The sequence below is a fragment of the Paenibacillus sp. FSL K6-3182 genome (genome assembly GCF_037976325.1).
Taxonomy (GTDB): domain Bacteria; phylum Bacillota; class Bacilli; order Paenibacillales; family Paenibacillaceae; genus Pristimantibacillus.
The window spans coordinates 1,725,132-1,742,743 of the sequence record NZ_CP150265.1; the positions used below are offsets into that span (position 1 = coordinate 1,725,132).

A 17,612-nucleotide genomic window follows, 5' to 3' on the forward strand; every position below is an offset into this window, starting at 1 on the left:
AGACGATGATCAGAATAAACAGTTCAGAATTGAACGCTGCTTTTCAAGCATTTATTGGCAAGGAAGTTTATATTCATAGTGAAGCGACCTCTTTCGTCTTTGTCCGAAATTTCAAGGTTAGCCTCACTGAAGCTCATATTGCTGGGGAGGGTTCATACCGGATAGCTCTTCGCTTTGATGAGCTTGGCTGGCTGCGTACAGAAGCACTCACCCATTATGAAGCAACGGTGGATGGGAAGCTATTACTGGCGGGTTACGATGATAAAGGCAGAATGAACGTTGCTCTGCAGCTTGGAAAGGAGCCGTTTCCGGAATGAGTGAAAAAGCAGTTAAAAAGCTATTAGCTGTGTTTGCGCATCCTGATGATGAGTCTTTTATTTGCGGAGGAACATTGGCAAAGTATGCAAGCATGGGAGTTGAAATTACTCTCGTAAGTGCGACAAAAGGCGAAATGGGACGTCGAATGGGAAATCCGCCTTATGTGAATCGAGAGACTATGCCTGATATTCGGGAAAAAGAGCTGCGGAACGCTTGCGAGGCACTTGGCATACAAAATCTTATTTTTTTTGGTATCCGTGACAAGATGGTTGAATTTTACGATTCAGAGAGCCTCATCTCAAAAATAGGCGTACTCATGGATGAGATCAATCCGGATGTAGTCCTTACTTTCCATGAAGTTTTAGGCGGACATCCTGATCACTGTGCAATTGGAAAAGCAACAACTACCGCTTTCCACCGCAGCAAGCAGCCAGGGTCGCTCTATTTCATCAGTTTCGGCGATATGATGAATGCTCCGGAACGATTTGGTTACACGAAGCAGGACATTGTCAAAATAGATGTTCGTCATAAGTTAGAAGCTAAGCTTGCTGCGTTTCGTGCGCATCGCTGTCAAACCGAAATGGACGAATGGGTATGGGAAGCAGACAGCGCGGCATTGGCGCATTTTGGCAAGTATGAGTATTTTATAAAAGGAAATCAAACAATGATCTCAAAAACTGCGGATGATCTTTTTTAAAAAACGTACATACGAAACAGGCAGTCTCCAAGCAGCTTAATCTGCTGAAAGACTGCCTGTTTTTATTTTGTTTAAAACATTGGAAATACATATCGAACAAGAAAGTAGAGAGCCCCGAAGAAGATGATAATGTAGGCAGCGTATTTAATGAATGTAGACGCCACTAAACTTGAATCTGATTTCTTTTCAACATGTCTTTCTTCAATCTCTAAATTTTGTTGCCTTGTCGTCATTTGAATCACTCCCTCAGTGAGTTTGATAATATTGAATACCCTGCTGTGGTAATGATGAATCAATAGCATGCAGAAAATTGTTTATATATCGATGTTTTTCGATCATTTCTTGGGAAATAGTCGAGATAGGTAAATGGTAACCTAATCATTTTGTACCATTGAATCTGTCATGAGGAAGATGGATAATAACGGAAATGGCATTTCTTTTTTTACAGCGAGTAAAAGGGGTTTACCCTTTTTTTGAGAATTGAGGTTCTTTTTTACGAAGTTCTGAATATCTTAGTTAACGAAGCCCTATTGTTGCAGGTACACCTTTATTTTGCAAAACAATAGAATAGGGCAACAGGAGGCATATAAGTTGAACGAAGCAAGGAAGCCTTTACAGCTAAGTACACAGATGAGCCATAGCCACAGGGACATCCTACTTGAAATTGAGGAAACGATTGCGGAATTGGAAATCTACTTGGAGACAAACCCGGATGATGAGATCGCTTTGGTGCAATATGAGCAGTTTTTGAATAAACGCGAGGATTTCACTTATTTTTTGGCGGAGCCGTATGGGAAATCATCTCAATCTGTCATGCAGGCGTAATCAAATAGAGCAAGGATGTCAATAACATGGACATGCATGGCTCGGAAGAGCTGCTTGATTGAAGCTAGGCTATGGGGAAATTAAGATTAGATCTGGCAATAGGAGTCAAAAGCATGCCAAGGAGCGAACAGCTGCCCTTGGCATTTTTTTATTTTGATCAGCGTATGATGAGACGAATGTACGTAGGATTTTATTCGATATTTTTATCTTTAGCATGGGAATCAAAAGAGGATGTCTGATGGGGGGATGGGGAAATAACCACACAATTAAATAAATAAAAGTTTAGCGAAAATACTAATTGAAAATGATTTTCATTCGCTGTATAATGAGAAACGGTATCAATATAATGATACTAATTATCATTATCATACAGGAGGAAATAAAGTGAAACTAGCAGGATGGAAGATTGGTATTATGACTTTATTATTAGCGACTACGGTAGCATGCGGAAACAATGTAAATAAGCCAGAACAGGTGACTGGAAACACAGAAACAGAGCAGCCAAGCCCGGCTGCAACGGAAACTCCTGTGTCTGATTCAAAAATAGAAGTAGATGAAACAAAAGCAGCGGAACTGATTGCACAGTTCAATAACCAAGTGCCATCATCAACGGTAACCATATCAGTAGCTATTGCTGAGCTTTTAAATGAGCTTGGAATTGAGACAGCAGGTGTTCCAACGACGAAGAACAAATTGCCAGAAGCTTTCGTTAACCTGCCTCGCATCGGCTCATCTCATCAGCCGGATCTAGAGCAAATTGCGAAGCTGCAGCCTGGTGTCATTCTTGGACCAAGCTCTATTAAGGATAGTTTGGATAAGTCCTTTAAACCAGCGAATTTACCTACAGCTTATTTACCTGCGGACTCCTTAGACGAGTTGAAACTCAGCACGGTAGTTCTAGGTCGAGTGTACGGGAAAGAAGATAAAGCGAATGAAGTATTGCGGAAGCTGAGCGAACAAGAAGCGGAAGCTGTTAAGCTTTCCGAAGGCAAAGATGCTCCAAGCGTAATGGTTCTATTCGGTTCTGCTGAATCATTAATGTTCATGAACGATAGTACTTTTGTAGGCAGCTTGGCGAAGAAGCTAGGAGCAAAAAACGTATTATCAGAAGTATTGAAAAAAGAAGATGCTTATGTACCACTTGATATGGAAAGCATCGTAACGGCTAATCCAGATATTATTTTACTAGTTGCTCATGGTGATCCTTCTGCTGTTACGAAGCAGCTTGAAGATGATGTGAAGAAGAACGGAGCTTGGGAGAAGCTGAACGCATTCAAAAACGGCAAGCTGATTGCACTTGATTATAGCTTATATGGAGTAGCTTCGTTAGTAAATGCACCAAATGCATACCAAGATATGGCGAAAATTTTGTATAACTAATGAAAGGGAGCTTAGAGGTGACGGATAATAAAAAAATGAGAACGGCCACGCTTCTAGCTCTCTCATTTTTGTTGTTGATTGTGGCTATTTTGTTCTCAGTTGCGCTTGGTAGTGCAAGATTCGATCTAGCTTCTACTTTTCAAGCGATACTTGGCAATGGGAATGAAGCGGCAAATTCTGTGCTTTGGGATATTCGAATCCCTAGAGTATTTCTTGCTTTGATTATCGGCGCGAACCTTGCTGCATCAGGAGCTTTGCTGCAAGCGGTTATGCTAAATCCACTGGCAGACCCGGGGCTAACTGGTGTTTCTTCCGGGGCAGCGGTTACCGTATTATTCATTATGCTAGTCATGCCTAGCTATTCATCGTTTATTCCGTTAGCTGCAATTATTGGCGGCGGTATTGCTGCCGGAATGGTTTATACTTGGGCATGGAACAAGCAAACAGGTTTTACACCTGTTCGTATCATTCTTTCGGGTGTTGCCGTAAATGCGGTATTTGGAGGAATGATCGGCCTGCTCTCTATCAAATACAGCGATAAGCTGCCTGGCGCACTTGCATGGATGAACGGAAGTTTGGCAGGCAAAGGAATGGGCGATGTGCTCATGATATTGCCCTATTCGATTATTGGATGGATTGCGGCGATTCTATGTATTCGGCAAGCGAATATATTACGTTTAGGCGAGCAAGTAGCACATAACTTGGGGCAAAACCTTAATCGGAGCCGCTTGATTTTGTCTTTTGTGGCGGTGTACTTAGCTGCTGTTTCAGTGTCGACAGTAGGTCTTGTTGGGTTTATTGGTTTAATCGTGCCACATATGGCTCGTTTATTAATTGGCACAAATTATCGCCACACGTTGCCGCTTAGCTTAATACTTGGGGCACTGCTTCTCTTAGTCGCAGATACGATTGGGCGGACTGCCTTCGGGTCTGTAGGGGTGCCTGCAGGTATCGTCATGGCATTGGCAGGAGGTCCGTACTTCCTCTATTTGATGCGAAAAGGAGGGGTCTAAGTTGTTAAAGGTCCAATCGTTGAATATTCGTTACGCGGATCGTACAATAGTGAGCGACTTTTCTCTTGATGTGAATGAGGGAGAAGTGGTGTCCATTATTGGACCGAACGGCTCGGGAAAGTCGACTATTTTGAAGGCTGTATCTCGAATGATTCCTTGCGAAAGCGGACGCGTCTGTATTGCCAATCAAGAGATTCGCTCGCTTAGTACGAAGCAAGTATCGCAAATGCTGTGCATGCTTTGTCAGAAGAACGTCAGTCCTTCAGACATGACAGTAGAGGAATTGGTTGGTTATGGGCGAATTCCTCATAAGAAATGGTATGAGCGTCTGGATGCCGAAGATTATAAGGTCGTACATTGGGCGCTTGAACAAACGGGCATGATGGAGTTTAAAGACAGGCTGATTGTATCCCTCTCTGGTGGAGAAGCACAGAAGGCATGGCTTGCTATGGCGCTCGCTCAAAGACCTAAGGTGCTTCTACTCGATGAGCCGACTACTTATTTGGACATCGCACATCAACTGGAAGTGCTTGAACTTGTGCGACGACTAAATCGAGAATTGAAGCTGACGGTTATAATGGTGCTGCATGATTTGAACCATGCATCCGCTTATAGCGATAGGGTTTGTGTGATTAAGAATGGGGATAAACATGTATTTGGCAAGCCGAAGGATGTTTTTACGATGGAGCTGATTCGTAGTGTCTACGGTGTGGAAACAGAAATTCAGCAAATGCCCGAAAACGCTAGTCCACGAATTCACGTATTAAAAAAAGTCTTATAAAAAGCGAGGGATGACGAATGAAGGCGATGGATATTGAAATGATTAAGGTGAATTATTTAAACTTTACGGAAAGCTTGAAATCTGTCGTGCTCGGTACAATTGACGATGAGGGAAAACCTTTTGTTTCCTATGCTCCCTTTGTGAAGTTCAACGGAAAGCTCTACATTTATATTAGCAGAATCGCTCATCATTTCCGGTACATGGAAGCCAATCCATCAGTGGACGTTATGCTGCTGGAGGATGAGTCACAGACTACAAATTTATTTGCTAGGCAGCGCGCGCGCTTCGTGTGTAGTGCCGTTAATATCGGCAATGAAGGGCATATTGAGATATTTGAACGGTTTGAGCAAACCTTTGGCAAAAACATGATTGGCATGCTTCGCGGCCTTGATTTCTCTTTGTTTGAGCTGACGGCTTCGGAAGGCCGTTATGTAGCAGGCTTTGGCCAGGCTTACGATATCGACTTGTCAGGCGAGAAATTTGAGCATGTAGCAAGAGATGGGCATGCACAAGCGAAGAAAGCTTAATAAGAGCAGAGGAGCGGACTCTATTATGACGATCACAACAGTACTGCCTATTTGGCGTGCTATTCAAGAAAGATTCCATAAAACGGTCAAAGCATTGCCGGATCAGGATTTGTCTTTACAGCTTGGAGCATCCTCCATTGGCTATATGCTTCGACATAACGCTGAGGTTGAATATATGTTCGCAGACTGGTTCTTCGGGAAAAAGATGCCGGAGGGATTGCAGATCTCGACAAGCAGAGGTGCTGCTGGGAGCAAAGCAACCTATGATAATCTACAGGAGCTTATTGAGCTGCTTGAATCCTCCAACAATCATCTTATGGATGCAATGAAAGAGCTTCCAGAGGAGAAATGGCATCAAATCGTGGACTGTCCGATCGGCCCCTCCACGCCGCTTGAGGCTGTTGGCCGTTTGATGTATCATACCGGCATTCATGCAGGCCAAATCTCGCTTATTCAAAAATGCGCTCCTAAAGAGGAGCCAGCTACTTAGGGATACGATTGAAGTCTCAGAGACCACTCTCTGGGGCTTTTTTTTATGAAATAACAGTCAAATATAAATGTCGGATCATGACGGAAAATACGGATTAAGAGCAAAGGTCGCAGGTGATTTCGGTAAATGATGCCGCAATTTAAGGGGGAAGAATCGATTATATTGAACTCTCTCTGAAAATTACGGATCACATGGAGCGATTAGACAGTTTGGAAAACAAGATATTCTATCATTTGATTTACTCTTTGCCTTATTTGCAGTACCACTTATAATATATACATAACATCTTAATTAGGATTGCTAGGCTATTGCTAAAACTAGATTTAACAAGGAGTTGCTATCATGATATTAGAGGTTGCTTCATTGCAGGTTAAGGCAGGGCTGTCCGAACAATTTGAAAGCAATTTCAAAGCCGCATCAAAAATTATCTCAAGCATGAACGGTTACGTCAGTCATGAACTTCAGAAATGCTTAGAAGAGGATAATAAATATATATTGCTTGTACGATGGGAAACGCTGGAGGATCATACCGTTGGCTTTCGCGGATCGGCGGAATATTTGGAGTGGAAGAGTCTTCTGCATCATTTTTATGATCCATTTCCAGCGGTGGAGCATTATACGAATGTGGATATTAGCTAGAGTGAATGGTAAGAGCCATCACTGAAAATAAATATAGAGGTGAGAAGCATTCAAGATTTTATTCCGTTACATCTTTGCTTCGATGGTGTAGGTCAAGAGGTCGAGATACTGGACGTTGTACAACTGGGTGATGACCTGTATCGCATTGAGGAGAATCCTGTATTTACTGAAAATGTTGCCTTTGGAGACGTTATTCGCGTGAGAGCATTCAAGGATGTATCCATGTACATAGAAACGATAGAGAAATCAACGTTCACCAGGCATAATTGGCTGCTAAGCAAAGAAGTTATTTATTCATTAGAGCTTAAACTATTAAAAAATAAAATTCGAGAGTGCCAAGGCAAGTCGCAGCAAGTGTTTGGCGGTATTTTTATTGTAAATTTACCTGCTCATTCAGAAATTGATATAAACCATGAGGTGCAAAAGGTAATCAAAGCAGTTGGGAAGTAAAGTTTAAACGATAAAGCAGCAGAGAAGGAGGAGTTATAGATGGAGCTTGGGCTAAAAGGAAAAATCGCACTCATTACAGGCGGGAGCAAAGGAATTGGACTTGCAACAGCATTGCTGCTGGCAGAGGAAGGTGCTGAGGTAGCCATTGTTGCACGGGAGGAGCAGTCTCTGCGCAGCGCGGCAGCACTTATAAAGGAACGAACAGGCAAAGAAGCGTTGGCAATCAGCGCGGATGTAAGTCGGCCGGAAGATGCCGCAAGAGCGGTTGAGCAAACGGCAGCACACTTTGGCGGTGTCAACATTCTTGTGAATAACGCAGGGGTTTCTGCGGCGCAGCCTTTTGAGAAGGTGGAGACTGATGCATGGACAGCGGACCTCGATTTGAAGCTGCTCGGAGCGGTTCATTTTGCGCGTGCGGTACTTCCCTATATGCGTAAAGCAGGTGGAGGAGCTATCGTCAACGTGACAGCTATAGGCGGGAAAACGCCAGGTGCTTCCTCTCTCCCAACCTCTGTTAGCCGCGCGGCAGGCCTTGCACTGACCAAAGCGATGAGCAAGGATCTGGCTGTGGATCAAATTCGTGTAAATGCAGTTTGCATCGGGCTGATTCGCAGCGCACAAATCGAGCGGATGTGGCAAGCTGCGAGCCCTGAGCTTAGCTGGGATGAATTCTCAGCGGACAAGCGCCATGGGATACCTTTGGGTCGAATTGGCAGGGCGTCGGAAGCAGCAAATGTTATCGGTTTTCTCGTTTCGGAAGCCGCATCTTTCGTAACGGGTACGTCTGTAAATATTGATGGCGGCATTTCTGCGGTGCTGTAGTCTGTCTGCTGAAATAAGAAACGAAAGAAGCTCCTTACAGATTGCCGTATTGAACGGTTCTGTTTGGAGCTATTATTATTACTAATTTTTTATTTCTTTTGTTGGAATCGTTGGTTGAAGCGGTCAACTCGTCCGCCTTTATCGGTATTGCGTTGTTTGCCTGTATAAAAAGGATGCGAAGCGGAGCTTGTATCTACGCGAATGACAGGGTAGCTATTACCATCTTCCCATTCCATTTTTTCATTGGACGATTTGGTTGAGCCCGTCAAAAATTTGTAGCCGCTGCTCACATCAAAAAATAATACTTGATGGTAAACGGGATGGATGCCACTTTTCATTTTGTTCTCTCCTTCTATTTGTAATTATTACGAATAACTATTTTGTATCATACTCGAAATACGATTTTTGTGTCAAGGAGTATGGTTAAACACTTATTAATATATGGTATTTGCTAATTTCGCAAAAGTATACTACCATTAAATTATAATCATTCTAAAAGTAAGCCTTTACATAAAGTGGAATGCATTCATGTACTGGCTTTTCAATAAAAGGAGGTAGCTTTGCATGTTAAACATCACAGCAGAAACGGATCGAATAAATCGACATTTGATGGCGAACGGATATAAACTGACAACTCAGCGTGAGATTATATTGCGAGTGCTGCTTGAGAACGAAATGGATCACTTGAGTGCAGAAGGTGTCTTCATGCTCGTAAAGCAGAAAAACTCTGATATCGGTCTAGCGACTGTATATCGGACACTCGAACTGCTCGCTGAGCTTCATGTTGTTGAGAAAATGAATTTCGGGGATGGTGTAGCCCGCTATGATCTTCGCGGTGAGGATCATGAGCATATGCATCATCATCTAATATGCGATGAATGCGGCTCACTGACAGAAATTAAAGAGGATTGGCTGCTCGAGCTAGAGCAGCGAATTGAACGGGAGTATGGCTTTAAAGTGACGGATCATCGGCTTGATTTTACAGGCAACTATAAGTCATGCAGCAAGGGTCAATGCAAACGGAGAAATAAAGCTGTATCTTAACTTCATAAAAGTTATAAGAAGGGCTTCTCCACTATGTGGGAGAGGCTCTTTTTTGTTTGGTTATGCGGTCGTTGCATGTCTAGCCATCATCGAAATTTTCAAAAATGTTTCAAAACATTATTGTATAATATAAGAATGCTCTCGCAGATAAACATCTTACATAGAATAGAGGGGATTTAATGGAGCATGTTCATGGAACCTATGATAGTTTATTAGTTATTTTCTCTTATATTATAGCAGTCATGGCTTCATATACAGCACTGGATCTTGCAGGAAGAGTGAGCACCTCCAAAGGAAGCACAAAGCTAAGCTGGCTTATGTTTGGAGCGGCTTCTAAGGGGATGGGAATCTGGTCAATGCATTTTGTCGGCATGCTCGCGTTAAAGCTTCCTTTCCCTATAAAATATGATTTGGTTATCGTGCTTATCTCGGTAATTGCAGCGATTGGAGCGGCTTTTACTGCGCTGTATGTTGTCGGTCGTAGTGAACTTTCGAGATCGCAATTGCTAGCTGGCGGATTGTTGCTTGCCACAGGCATTACGATCATGCACTATGTTGGCATGTCTGCAATGCTTATACATATAACCTATAATCCGATTATCGTTATGCTCTCTATTCTTATTGCGTTTGTCGCATCCATTGCAGCTCTTTGGCTATCGTTTTATTTCCGTAAGGATAGACGACAGAAAGGACAATGGTGGAAAAAGCTTGGAAGCGGCGCTATTATGGGAGCTGCGATAGTTGGCATGCATTATACGGGAATGGTCGCAGCTAATTTTCATTCCAGCAATAAGACTGCTTTGTTTTTTGGCGTTATTTTGGATCAAACGTGGCTGGCCTACATTATTGCGTTAGGTATATTTTTTACACTTGGATTATCCTTGTTTGGGATCTATATATCGAAGCGATTTGCCCATAAGGACTCAGAAATTGAACAAAATGAAAAATGGTACAAGTCCTTATATGAAAATAGCCAGGATGGCATCGTGTCTGTTGATTTGCATTACCGTGTGACTAGCCATAATACGAATGCTTTGAAGATAACAGGTTTCAGCAGCAAGCAGGTTATGCATCAATCGATATCCACGTTAAGCGGGATTATTGTTCATGAGGATCAAGAACGTGTGAAACAAATGTTTCAAAGATCCTTTGCGGGGGAGACTGTGAATCACGAAACCACCATCATCCGTGCTGACGGCATGAGAATTGAGCTCAACGTAGCTAATGTACCGGTTGTTGTGGATGGTGAAGTCGTAGGCAGCTATATTATTTTTAAAGATATAACCGCTGAGAAGCGGGCGCAGCTGAAAGTCAATCATTTAGCCTTTCATGATGAATTGACAGGTTTGCCGAATCGTCGCAAATTTAATCAAGCGATTGCTGAGACCATTGAACAGAGCAGTACAAGCGATTCGCATTTTGCTGTAATGGTACTCGATATCGACCGTTTTAAAATTATAAATGATTCACTCGGGCATATGGTCGGTGATCAGTTTTTGCAGGAAGTTAGCGGACGCATTCAACAAGCTATTGCAGGGCAAGACGTTATGCTTGCTCGCATAGGCGGAGACGAGTTTACGCTGCTGTGCCGCAATTATGAAACGCAAGACACGATTAAGCGGTTAGCGGAACAGATCATCAGCTGCATCCAAGCGCCGTATCGATTAAAGGACAGTGATTTTTATGTGTCCGCAAGTATCGGAATTGCCCTGTTCCCTAGCCATGGACAGGATGCTGTACAGCTGCTTAAAAATGCCGATACAGCGATGTATGAGGTGAAGAAAAAAGGTAAAAACGATTATCAATTTTTCACTGGCGAGCTCGACCGAGTGCTGCAAGAAAAAATCGAATTAGAGGGCGATCTTCGAAAAGCGATTGAACGAGGGGAGCTGCTGCTCCATTACCAGCCGCAAATCCGAACAGAGGATCGTGCGATGATTGGGATGGAGGCGCTAGTACGCTGGCAGCATCCAACTAGGGGGCTTCTAAGTCCAGACGTCTTTATACCGCTTGCGGAGGAGACCGGTCTCATTTATGAAATGGGAACATGGGTACTGCGCGAAGCCTGCAAACAAATGCGGATGTGGCATGTACAGGGAGGGCCGCTTATCCCTATATCCGTCAACTTGTCTTCGCAACAATTCCATCAGCCTAAACTTGCGGATTATATTATGGCTATACTGCAGGAAACGGGATTGGAGCCGAAATATTTAGAGCTGGAAATAACAGAGAGCATGATGATGGACGCTGCATTGTCCAGCAGCATTTTGAATCAATTGAATGAATATGGTATTCGCATTAGCTTAGATGATTTTGGAACAGGCTACAGCTCGCTCAGTTATTTGAAAATGTTCCCGATTCAAAAAGTTAAAATAGATCGCTCCTTCATCCGTGATATTACAAATAACAGTGATGATAGAGCGATCGTTTCAACCATCATTGCGATGGCTATGCATTTGAACATGGAAGTTATTGCGGAGGGAATTGAAACGAAGGATCAGCTGGATATTTTAACGGACAATTCATGCAGAAAGATTCAGGGCTATTATTTTAGCAAGCCGTTGTCTGCAAGTGCTGTGGAAGAACGTTTTTTTGTGCCAGCGCGATAAGCAAGCTTAAAAAAAGAAGCTGTTTCTAAAAGGTGATTACCTTCCAGAGACAGCTTCTTAATTTTGTTCTTCCACTACTTTGCTTAAGCAATTTCGGCAGATGCAGGCTTTGTTTTTGAGCTCTTCAGGAACGGCCTCTAGAAGCGTGCTGGGAAATGATTTCTGGAAGCACCAGCAATCTTTCGCTGCATTGTTTTCTTCCATGGCACAATCGTTTGGCCCATTGCAAAGGGGACAATTCATGAATGCAGTCGCCTCCTTGCTTGTTATTCAGTGACGTTAAGCACAAATTTCTCAATAACGTGGCGAACGCCTTCCTCGTTATTTGACAACGTTACATAGTCTGCAATGTCCTTCAGAGATTGAATGGCGTTGCCCATTGCTACACCAAGTCCGGCAGCGATAATCATTTCATTATCATTCCATGCATCGCCAAGGGCGATTGTTTGGTCCATTGTACAGCCAAGATGCTCGGCCATAAATTTCAGTGCATGCCCTTTAGTGCCTTCCTTATGCATGAACTCTAAATAGTGCGCTTTGGATTTAGTAATATGCACGCGATCACCGATTAGAGGCTTAAGCTGCTCAGCGATTTCATCGAGGCGAGCCGGATCATCGATAATAAGCATTTTGTTCATCGGAAAGTCGAGCAATTTGTTGAAGTCAGGCTCTATTTTGTAAGGGATATTGGCAAGCTTAGAATAAGCTTTGATTTTGTCATTGTCATGAGTGCTGTAAAGCTCATCGTCAACGTAAAGCTGCAGGTGCAAGCCGTTCTCTTCAGCGAAAGCGTGAAGCTCTTTAGCCGCATCAATCGGTACGTTTCTTTCATACAGGACTTGTCCATCAAGCAGTGTTTTGACGAGTGCCCCTTGATAGGTAATAATAGGAACATTGAGTTCAATTTGCTTAGCAATTTTTTGAGCGGAAGCAAACATGCGGCCTGTTGCCAGTGTAACCGTTACACCTTGGGCAATAGCAGCTTCCATGGCACGCTTCGTGCCTTCCGTTACGGTTAGGTCATCCGTTAATAACGTGTCGTCAACATCAATCGCGATAAGTTTATACATACTAGCGGTAAAGCTCCTCTCCAGCTCTCTATATTTAAATATAAGAAGTTATAAGTTCTACATGTATAACTAGGCTTATATTTCGCTGCGAAACGATTGCAGACGCCGCCAAAGACGGCGTTGGCCGTTTGCGCTTTGATTAGGTTGATTGTAGCTAAAATGATCCAGACATTCAAGACTAGGCTTATGCTTTCGAAGTAAGTTTTACTTCGTAAAACTAGGTTTATGCTTACGAAGTAAGTTTTACTTCGTAAAACTTTTGAGGAGATGAACAGATGAACTATTTTACATCAGCGGCAGCAAAACAAAGATTTCTGACTCTCTGCGTCATGGGAGCTGTATTATTTACTGCTCTTGGCTTTGCAATAGGGTTTTTCTGGATGGGGAATCAGTATCCGATGATCAAGGAGCCGACCTTTAAGCAATTTACGGTTTCATACAACAAAATTATGAATGACTATTTAAACGGAGCTGAGCCGAAGAAGCTGATTAATGGCGCAATTGCAGGCATGGTTAGCTCGCTTGAGGACCCGTATTCCCGATATTTGGCTGAGGAAAAGGGCAGTGCCTATACCCAGTCCTATGAGGGCGAAATATATGGAATTGGTGCTGAATTGCGCGAAGAGGAAGGCATGTTCATCATTACCGGGCTCACGAAGGGAGCTCCAGCCGAGCGAGGAGGCTTACTGACGGGCGATATCATTCTCTCGGTAGATAATCAGAAGCTGGCTGGAAAGACGTTTGAGGAGCTGCTTGGCCTTGTTAGAGGCAAGGAAGGAACATCAGTTTCGCTGCAGATTCAGCGCCCGAATCAAGTTGAGCCGATAACATTAAAGCTGAAGCGGGAAGCTATTCCAGTGCATACGGTAACGTCTGAGCTTCTTGAAGGCGGTATCGGGCATGTTACGATTAGCCGTTTCGCTGAGAAAACTGCGGATGAATTTGAAGCTGCAATTACGGAGCTGCAGGCGAAGCAGCCGCTTAAAGGATTGCTGCTGGATATGCGATCCAATCCCGGGGGATTGCTGCAGCCAACTATTAAGATTGCGAGCAAGCTTATACCAAAAAACAAGGTTATTTTGAATGTCGTGTACAAAAATGAGCGGCAAACGATTTCGTATAAGTCTGATCAGAAGAAGGAATGGAAAGTGCCGATTGTAGTACTCGTGAATGGACAATCTGCAAGCGCGAGCGAGGTGCTGACGGCTGCGTTAAAGGAATCAGCGGGAGCAACAGTTGTCGGTGAAAAAACGTATGGCAAAGGTGTTGTACAAGCTTTTAATCAGTTTAAGGACGGTTCTGTCTTAAGCTTAACGGAAGCGCAGTGGAAGACGCCGGGCGGCACTTGGATTAACAAAACAGGCGTTTCACCGGATTTTGCAGTAGCCCTTCCCGAATATACGAAACTAAGACCGCTTGCGATTGGTACACATATGAAGATAGGCAGCTATGGCGAGGATGTAAAGACGCTGCAGATGATGCTGAAGGAGCTCGGTTATTCTCTTACAGGACAAGAAGGCATGTTCGATAAACAAACAGCAGCAGCATTAACTAAGTTCCAAAAAGCCGAGAAGCTGGAGGCTACGGGCAGTTTCAATGACAAAACGGGGTATAAGCTGCTGGAGCGTCTACGCGAGAAGCTTGGACGCGAGGACAGTCAGCTGATTAAAGGGTTAGAGGTTCTCAAAAACGGCAGTTGACAACGGGGATGATAATCATTATCATTAAATAGGAAGCAAATCCTTCGTTGCGCTGCGGGGTGTATCTTATGAAGAAGATTAAGTATTGCAAACGGAATCTCAAGAACGGTTTGGAGCCGGTTTATAAGGCGATGAAAAATCGATATCCGGATATTAAGCAGAAAAAAAGTGATTGCCTTGGCGATTGCAAAACCTGCAAGCTAGAGTGCTTCGTCGTGGTCAAGTCGAAGACGGTTAGCGCGCCGTCCGCAGAGAAGCTCTATAAGCGATTGAAAAAAATGATCGGGTAGCTTAAATTTCAATAAATTAACAAGAACGGCATTTGCCGTTCTTTATTTTTATGTTAGAATAAGTACAATCTAGGAAAGCTGAGGTGCATAAGCATGAATGATGGATTAGCAGAAGCATTAAATGAACAGATGAATTTTGAATTTTATTCAGCGCATGTGTATCTGGCAATGGCGGCTTACTGTTCAGGTGAAAGTCTTGATGGTTTCGCTAACTTCTTCATTGTACAGGCTGAGGAAGAACGGTTTCATGCAATGAAAATATACAAGTTTCTGAATGACCGTGGTCGTCGTGCTACGCTGTCTGCTCTTGGAGAGCCGAATAACGAATACTCTTCCATTTTGGACACTTTCGAGCAAGGTTACGGACATGAGCAGCAAAATACAAAACGTTTCTATAATTTATCTGACCTTGCGATCAACGATCGCGAGCATGCAACGATCAACTTCCTCAAATGGTTTATCGATGAGCAGGTTGAAGAAGAGGCGTTGTTTGATAACATTATCCATAAGCTGAAACGCATCGACAAGGATAGCAATGCATTCTATATGCTTGATGCTGAGTTCGCTGGACGTTCCTTCACTCCTCCAGCAGTTTAAGCTGGACACCGCAATAATGAATAATAAGGGGATGTGCCGGAAGTAGAGAAATCTACTTTCGATACATCCCCTTTTTTCGATTGAGTGGTTATTCAGCCTTTAAGCAATTGCTCCACTATTCGATTGGCTGCTGCTGCGGTAGAAATCCCATGTTCGTCAGCTGCTTGAAATACGTTCATCAGTGTACCATTTATTTTCTCAACCTTCTGCTGTGCTGTCGCAGCATCCCCGCCAATAAGCTCAACAGAGGTTACGATGATGCCGCCTGCGTTAATCACATAATCTGGTGCATACAAAATGCCAAGCTCATGAAGCTTCTCGCCATGGCGGCTTTCGGCTAATTGATTGTTCGCTGCCCCAGCAACAATGCTGCAGTCTAGCTGGCCTAATGTAAAATCATTTAGGATGCCACCTAAGGCACATGGCGAGAAGACATCGCAAGGTATGCGCATAATGACGTTTGGCTTGCAAGGAATTGCCCCAAACTCCTCGACAACCTTCTTCACTCGTTTTGAATCAACGTCCGTTACAACGAGCTCTGCGCCCGCATGCTTTAAATAGCGGCATAGCTGATAGCCTACTTTTCCTAATCCTTGAACGGCAATGATTTTTTGCTGCATATTTTCGGAACCGTAAACCGTTTTGAGAGAGGCCTGAATGCCAAGGAAAACGCCGTATGCGGTCATTTTAGCTGTGAAATCATTTACTGCACCGAGCGATCCTGATACATCAGTTACATAGGGTGTCTCGAGGCGAACCCAGTCCATATCCGAAACATCTGTACCCAGATCCATACCGGTAATATAGCTTCCTTGCAGGTTTTGAATATGCTGGCCTAGCGCCCGAAACAATATTTCCCGCGAGCTTTGACCGGGTTGGCTTAGAATGACAGCTTTGCCGCCGCCAAATGGCAAACCTGAGATCGCTGATTTATAGGTCATTCCCTGCGCTAACCGCAGCGCATCGAGGACAGCAGCTTCATCGCTGGCATATTGCCAAAACCGGCAACCGCCGAGGGAAGGACCAAGCTTTGTGCTGTCTATTGCAATAATTGCCTTTAAACCGATAGAACGATCCTGGAGGAAGATGAGCTGCTCATAGCTTTGATTCCATACATCCAAGTGGATTCCTCCTTTGAGGTCTGCTTGTCGCGCTTCTTGTATGTAGTGTATTCATTGCTGCTATCATGAGCTACGTCATGTGTCTCAAGCCGCACCAATAAAGCGGGCAAAATTAATCATAGTAATTCTCTACCAGATCGGGCACAAATAATTTGTTATAGTGGAATGGAATAGATTCATCATTTGCAAACAGCTAGGATGGTTTCAAGATATAAAATAGATAATGAAAAAGGATGAGATACCCTTGCAATTATTTCCTGTAGCATACTCGCTATTATCAACCGAAGCTTTATTGTCGCATATTAAAGCCCACTATGGCATTCATGAACCCGCTCGTCTGCACTATTTTCTGAGAGGGATGAACGATACTTATATTTTAGAGACGGAGCAAGGCAAATACATATTTAGAGTGTACCGAGCCGACCGGAGAAACCAATCAGAGATTGCTTTTGAATTAGATTTATTAAACGATCTTCATGCAAAAGGGATAAGCGTGTCCGTACCGATTGAGAAAAATGACGGCACATTTATTAATGAGTTTTTGGTCCCTGAGGGTATGAAGTACGGAGTAATGTTTAGTTTTGCTGATGGTCAAGAAAAGCGTATGCAGCATCCAGAAGACAGTCGTCTATTTGGCGCATCCGTTGCTCAAATTCATCAAGCTGCTGACGATTTCACCTCTGAGCACACAAGGGGAGAGCTCGATTTGGAGCATTTGATAGACAAACCGCTTCGCATAATTAAGAAACATATGGAAAATCGGAAAGAGGATTATCAATTTCTATATGAGCTGGTTATGCGCTTAAAAGATCAGCTTAACATTCATCTGAAAGCAGGGCTGGACTTTGGAATTTGTCATGGGGATTTGCATGGCAATACGAATGTCGCTTTTACGGAGAATGGGACATTGACGCATTATGATTTTGATATTTGCGGTTATGGCTGGCGAGCTTATGACATTGCAGAATTTAGACTGGCAAGAGAAATTCATAGCAGGCACGATAAAGATGAGGTTGAACGTCTTTGGGATGCATTTATTTGCGGATACAGAGAAATCAGATCTATAGGCGAAAATGATATTCAAGCTGTTCCGATATTCGTAGCGCTTAGGCAGCTTTGGCTCTTTAGCTTATGCTTCAGTGAATCTGAGTTGATCGGAGCAGCTGATTTTGATGACGGATTTATCGACAGCAAGATGGAGTATTTTAGAAATTTAGTGTAGATGTCACAAAAAAACTC

20 protein-coding genes are annotated in these 17,612 nt (G+C 43.4%); 17 read left to right on the forward strand and 3 right to left on the reverse strand.

Annotation, left to right across the window (positions count from 1 at the left end; genetic code table 11):
• Positions 1 to 5 precede the first annotated feature (5 nt).
• The 11 genes from MHH56_RS07490 (at position 6) to MHH56_RS07540 (ending at position 7,942) form a co-directional block, all read left to right on the forward strand.
• Entirely contained in the window at positions 6 to 317 is a 312-nt protein-coding gene (locus tag MHH56_RS07490; RefSeq protein ID WP_339207528.1) for a DUF1806 family protein, read from the forward strand.
• The gene (locus MHH56_RS07495) at positions 314 to 1,015 is read left to right on the forward strand and encodes a PIG-L family deacetylase (protein ID WP_339207529.1); all 702 of its coding nucleotides are present in this window, start codon (positions 314 to 316) and stop codon (positions 1,013 to 1,015) included. The genes MHH56_RS07490 and MHH56_RS07495 overlap by 4 nt, the downstream gene beginning before the upstream one ends.
• A 591-nt stretch (positions 1,016 to 1,606) precedes the next feature.
• Positions 1,607 to 1,840 (forward strand): hypothetical protein, encoded by a 234-nt coding sequence (locus MHH56_RS07500; protein WP_339207530.1) that lies wholly within the window; start codon positions 1,607 to 1,609, stop codon positions 1,838 to 1,840.
• 384 nt (positions 1,841 to 2,224) lie between these two features.
• On the forward strand, positions 2,225 to 3,220 hold the full coding sequence (locus MHH56_RS07505) for an ABC transporter substrate-binding protein (RefSeq protein WP_339207531.1): 996 nt from the start codon (positions 2,225 to 2,227) through the stop codon (positions 3,218 to 3,220).
• Between the two features lie 35 nt (positions 3,221 to 3,255).
• On the forward strand, positions 3,256 to 4,233 hold the full coding sequence (locus MHH56_RS07510; RefSeq protein ID WP_339209528.1) for an iron ABC transporter permease: 978 nt from the start codon (positions 3,256 to 3,258) through the stop codon (positions 4,231 to 4,233).
• 1 nt (position 4,234) lies between these two features.
• Positions 4,235 to 5,014 (forward strand): ABC transporter ATP-binding protein, encoded by a 780-nt coding sequence (locus MHH56_RS07515; RefSeq protein ID WP_339207532.1) that lies wholly within the window; start codon positions 4,235 to 4,237, stop codon positions 5,012 to 5,014.
• Between the two features lie 17 nt (positions 5,015 to 5,031).
• On the forward strand, positions 5,032 to 5,541 hold the full coding sequence (locus MHH56_RS07520) for a pyridoxamine 5'-phosphate oxidase family protein (protein WP_339207533.1): 510 nt from the start codon (positions 5,032 to 5,034) through the stop codon (positions 5,539 to 5,541).
• 25 nt (positions 5,542 to 5,566) lie between these two features.
• A complete protein-coding gene (locus MHH56_RS07525) occupies positions 5,567 to 6,031 on the forward strand; it encodes a DinB family protein (protein WP_339207534.1) in 465 nt (154 codons plus the stop codon).
• Between the two features lie 342 nt (positions 6,032 to 6,373).
• Entirely contained in the window at positions 6,374 to 6,670 is a 297-nt protein-coding gene (locus MHH56_RS07530) for an antibiotic biosynthesis monooxygenase (protein WP_076268044.1), read from the forward strand.
• 39 nt (positions 6,671 to 6,709) lie between these two features.
• Positions 6,710 to 7,120 carry a DUF4265 domain-containing protein gene (locus tag MHH56_RS07535; protein ID WP_076268043.1) on the forward strand — a complete coding sequence of 137 codons (411 nt, stop codon included), beginning with the start codon at positions 6,710 to 6,712 and terminating at the stop codon, positions 7,118 to 7,120.
• 39 nt (positions 7,121 to 7,159) lie between these two features.
• Complete coding sequence (locus MHH56_RS07540) at positions 7,160 to 7,942, forward strand: SDR family oxidoreductase (RefSeq protein ID WP_339207535.1); 783 nt, start codon at positions 7,160 to 7,162, stop codon at positions 7,940 to 7,942.
• Positions 7,943 to 8,031: 89 nt separating this feature from the next.
• Here the strand turns inward: MHH56_RS07540 and MHH56_RS07545 are convergent, their stop codons facing one another.
• Entirely contained in the window at positions 8,032 to 8,280 is a 249-nt protein-coding gene (locus MHH56_RS07545; protein WP_076268041.1) for a type B 50S ribosomal protein L31, read from the reverse strand.
• Positions 8,281 to 8,506: 226 nt separating this feature from the next.
• Here MHH56_RS07545 and MHH56_RS07550 point away from each other — a divergent pair, with 226 nt between their 5' ends.
• Both MHH56_RS07550 and MHH56_RS07555 read left to right on the forward strand, forming a co-directional pair.
• Positions 8,507 to 8,986 carry a transcriptional repressor gene (locus MHH56_RS07550; RefSeq protein WP_339207536.1) on the forward strand — a complete coding sequence of 160 codons (480 nt, stop codon included), beginning with the start codon at positions 8,507 to 8,509 and terminating at the stop codon, positions 8,984 to 8,986.
• A 179-nt stretch (positions 8,987 to 9,165) separates the two neighbouring features.
• On the forward strand, positions 9,166 to 11,595 hold the full coding sequence (locus MHH56_RS07555; RefSeq protein WP_339207537.1) for an EAL domain-containing protein: 2,430 nt from the start codon (positions 9,166 to 9,168) through the stop codon (positions 11,593 to 11,595).
• A gap of 266 nt (positions 11,596 to 11,861) precedes the next feature.
• Here MHH56_RS07555 and MHH56_RS07560 read toward each other — a convergent pair whose 3' ends face one another.
• Positions 11,862 to 12,665: a Cof-type HAD-IIB family hydrolase gene (locus tag MHH56_RS07560; protein WP_076268037.1), complete on the reverse strand. Its 804-nt coding sequence runs from the start codon at positions 12,663 to 12,665 to the stop codon at positions 11,862 to 11,864.
• Positions 12,666 to 12,940: 275 nt separating this feature from the next.
• Here MHH56_RS07560 and MHH56_RS07565 point away from each other — a divergent pair, with 275 nt between their 5' ends.
• The 3 genes from MHH56_RS07565 to MHH56_RS07575 all read left to right on the forward strand — a co-directional run bounded on the left by MHH56_RS07565 (position 12,941) and on the right by MHH56_RS07575 (position 15,252).
• Positions 12,941 to 14,365, forward strand: a complete 1,425-nt coding sequence (locus MHH56_RS07565; protein ID WP_339207538.1) for a S41 family peptidase — start codon at positions 12,941 to 12,943, stop codon at positions 14,363 to 14,365.
• Between the two features lie 68 nt (positions 14,366 to 14,433).
• Positions 14,434 to 14,655: a DUF1450 domain-containing protein gene (locus tag MHH56_RS07570; protein WP_076268035.1), complete on the forward strand. Its 222-nt coding sequence runs from the start codon at positions 14,434 to 14,436 to the stop codon at positions 14,653 to 14,655.
• A 93-nt stretch (positions 14,656 to 14,748) separates the two neighbouring features.
• Positions 14,749 to 15,252: a ferritin gene (locus tag MHH56_RS07575; protein ID WP_076268034.1), complete on the forward strand. Its 504-nt coding sequence runs from the start codon at positions 14,749 to 14,751 to the stop codon at positions 15,250 to 15,252.
• Positions 15,253 to 15,344: 92 nt separating this feature from the next.
• Here the strand turns inward: MHH56_RS07575 and MHH56_RS07580 are convergent, their stop codons facing one another.
• A complete protein-coding gene (locus MHH56_RS07580; protein WP_339207539.1) occupies positions 15,345 to 16,373 on the reverse strand; it encodes a Glu/Leu/Phe/Val dehydrogenase dimerization domain-containing protein in 1,029 nt (342 codons plus the stop codon).
• A gap of 223 nt (positions 16,374 to 16,596) precedes the next feature.
• Here MHH56_RS07580 and MHH56_RS07585 point away from each other — a divergent pair, with 223 nt between their 5' ends.
• Entirely contained in the window at positions 16,597 to 17,595 is a 999-nt protein-coding gene (locus MHH56_RS07585) for a phosphotransferase (protein ID WP_339207541.1), read from the forward strand.
• Positions 17,596 to 17,612: the final 17 nt, after the last annotated feature.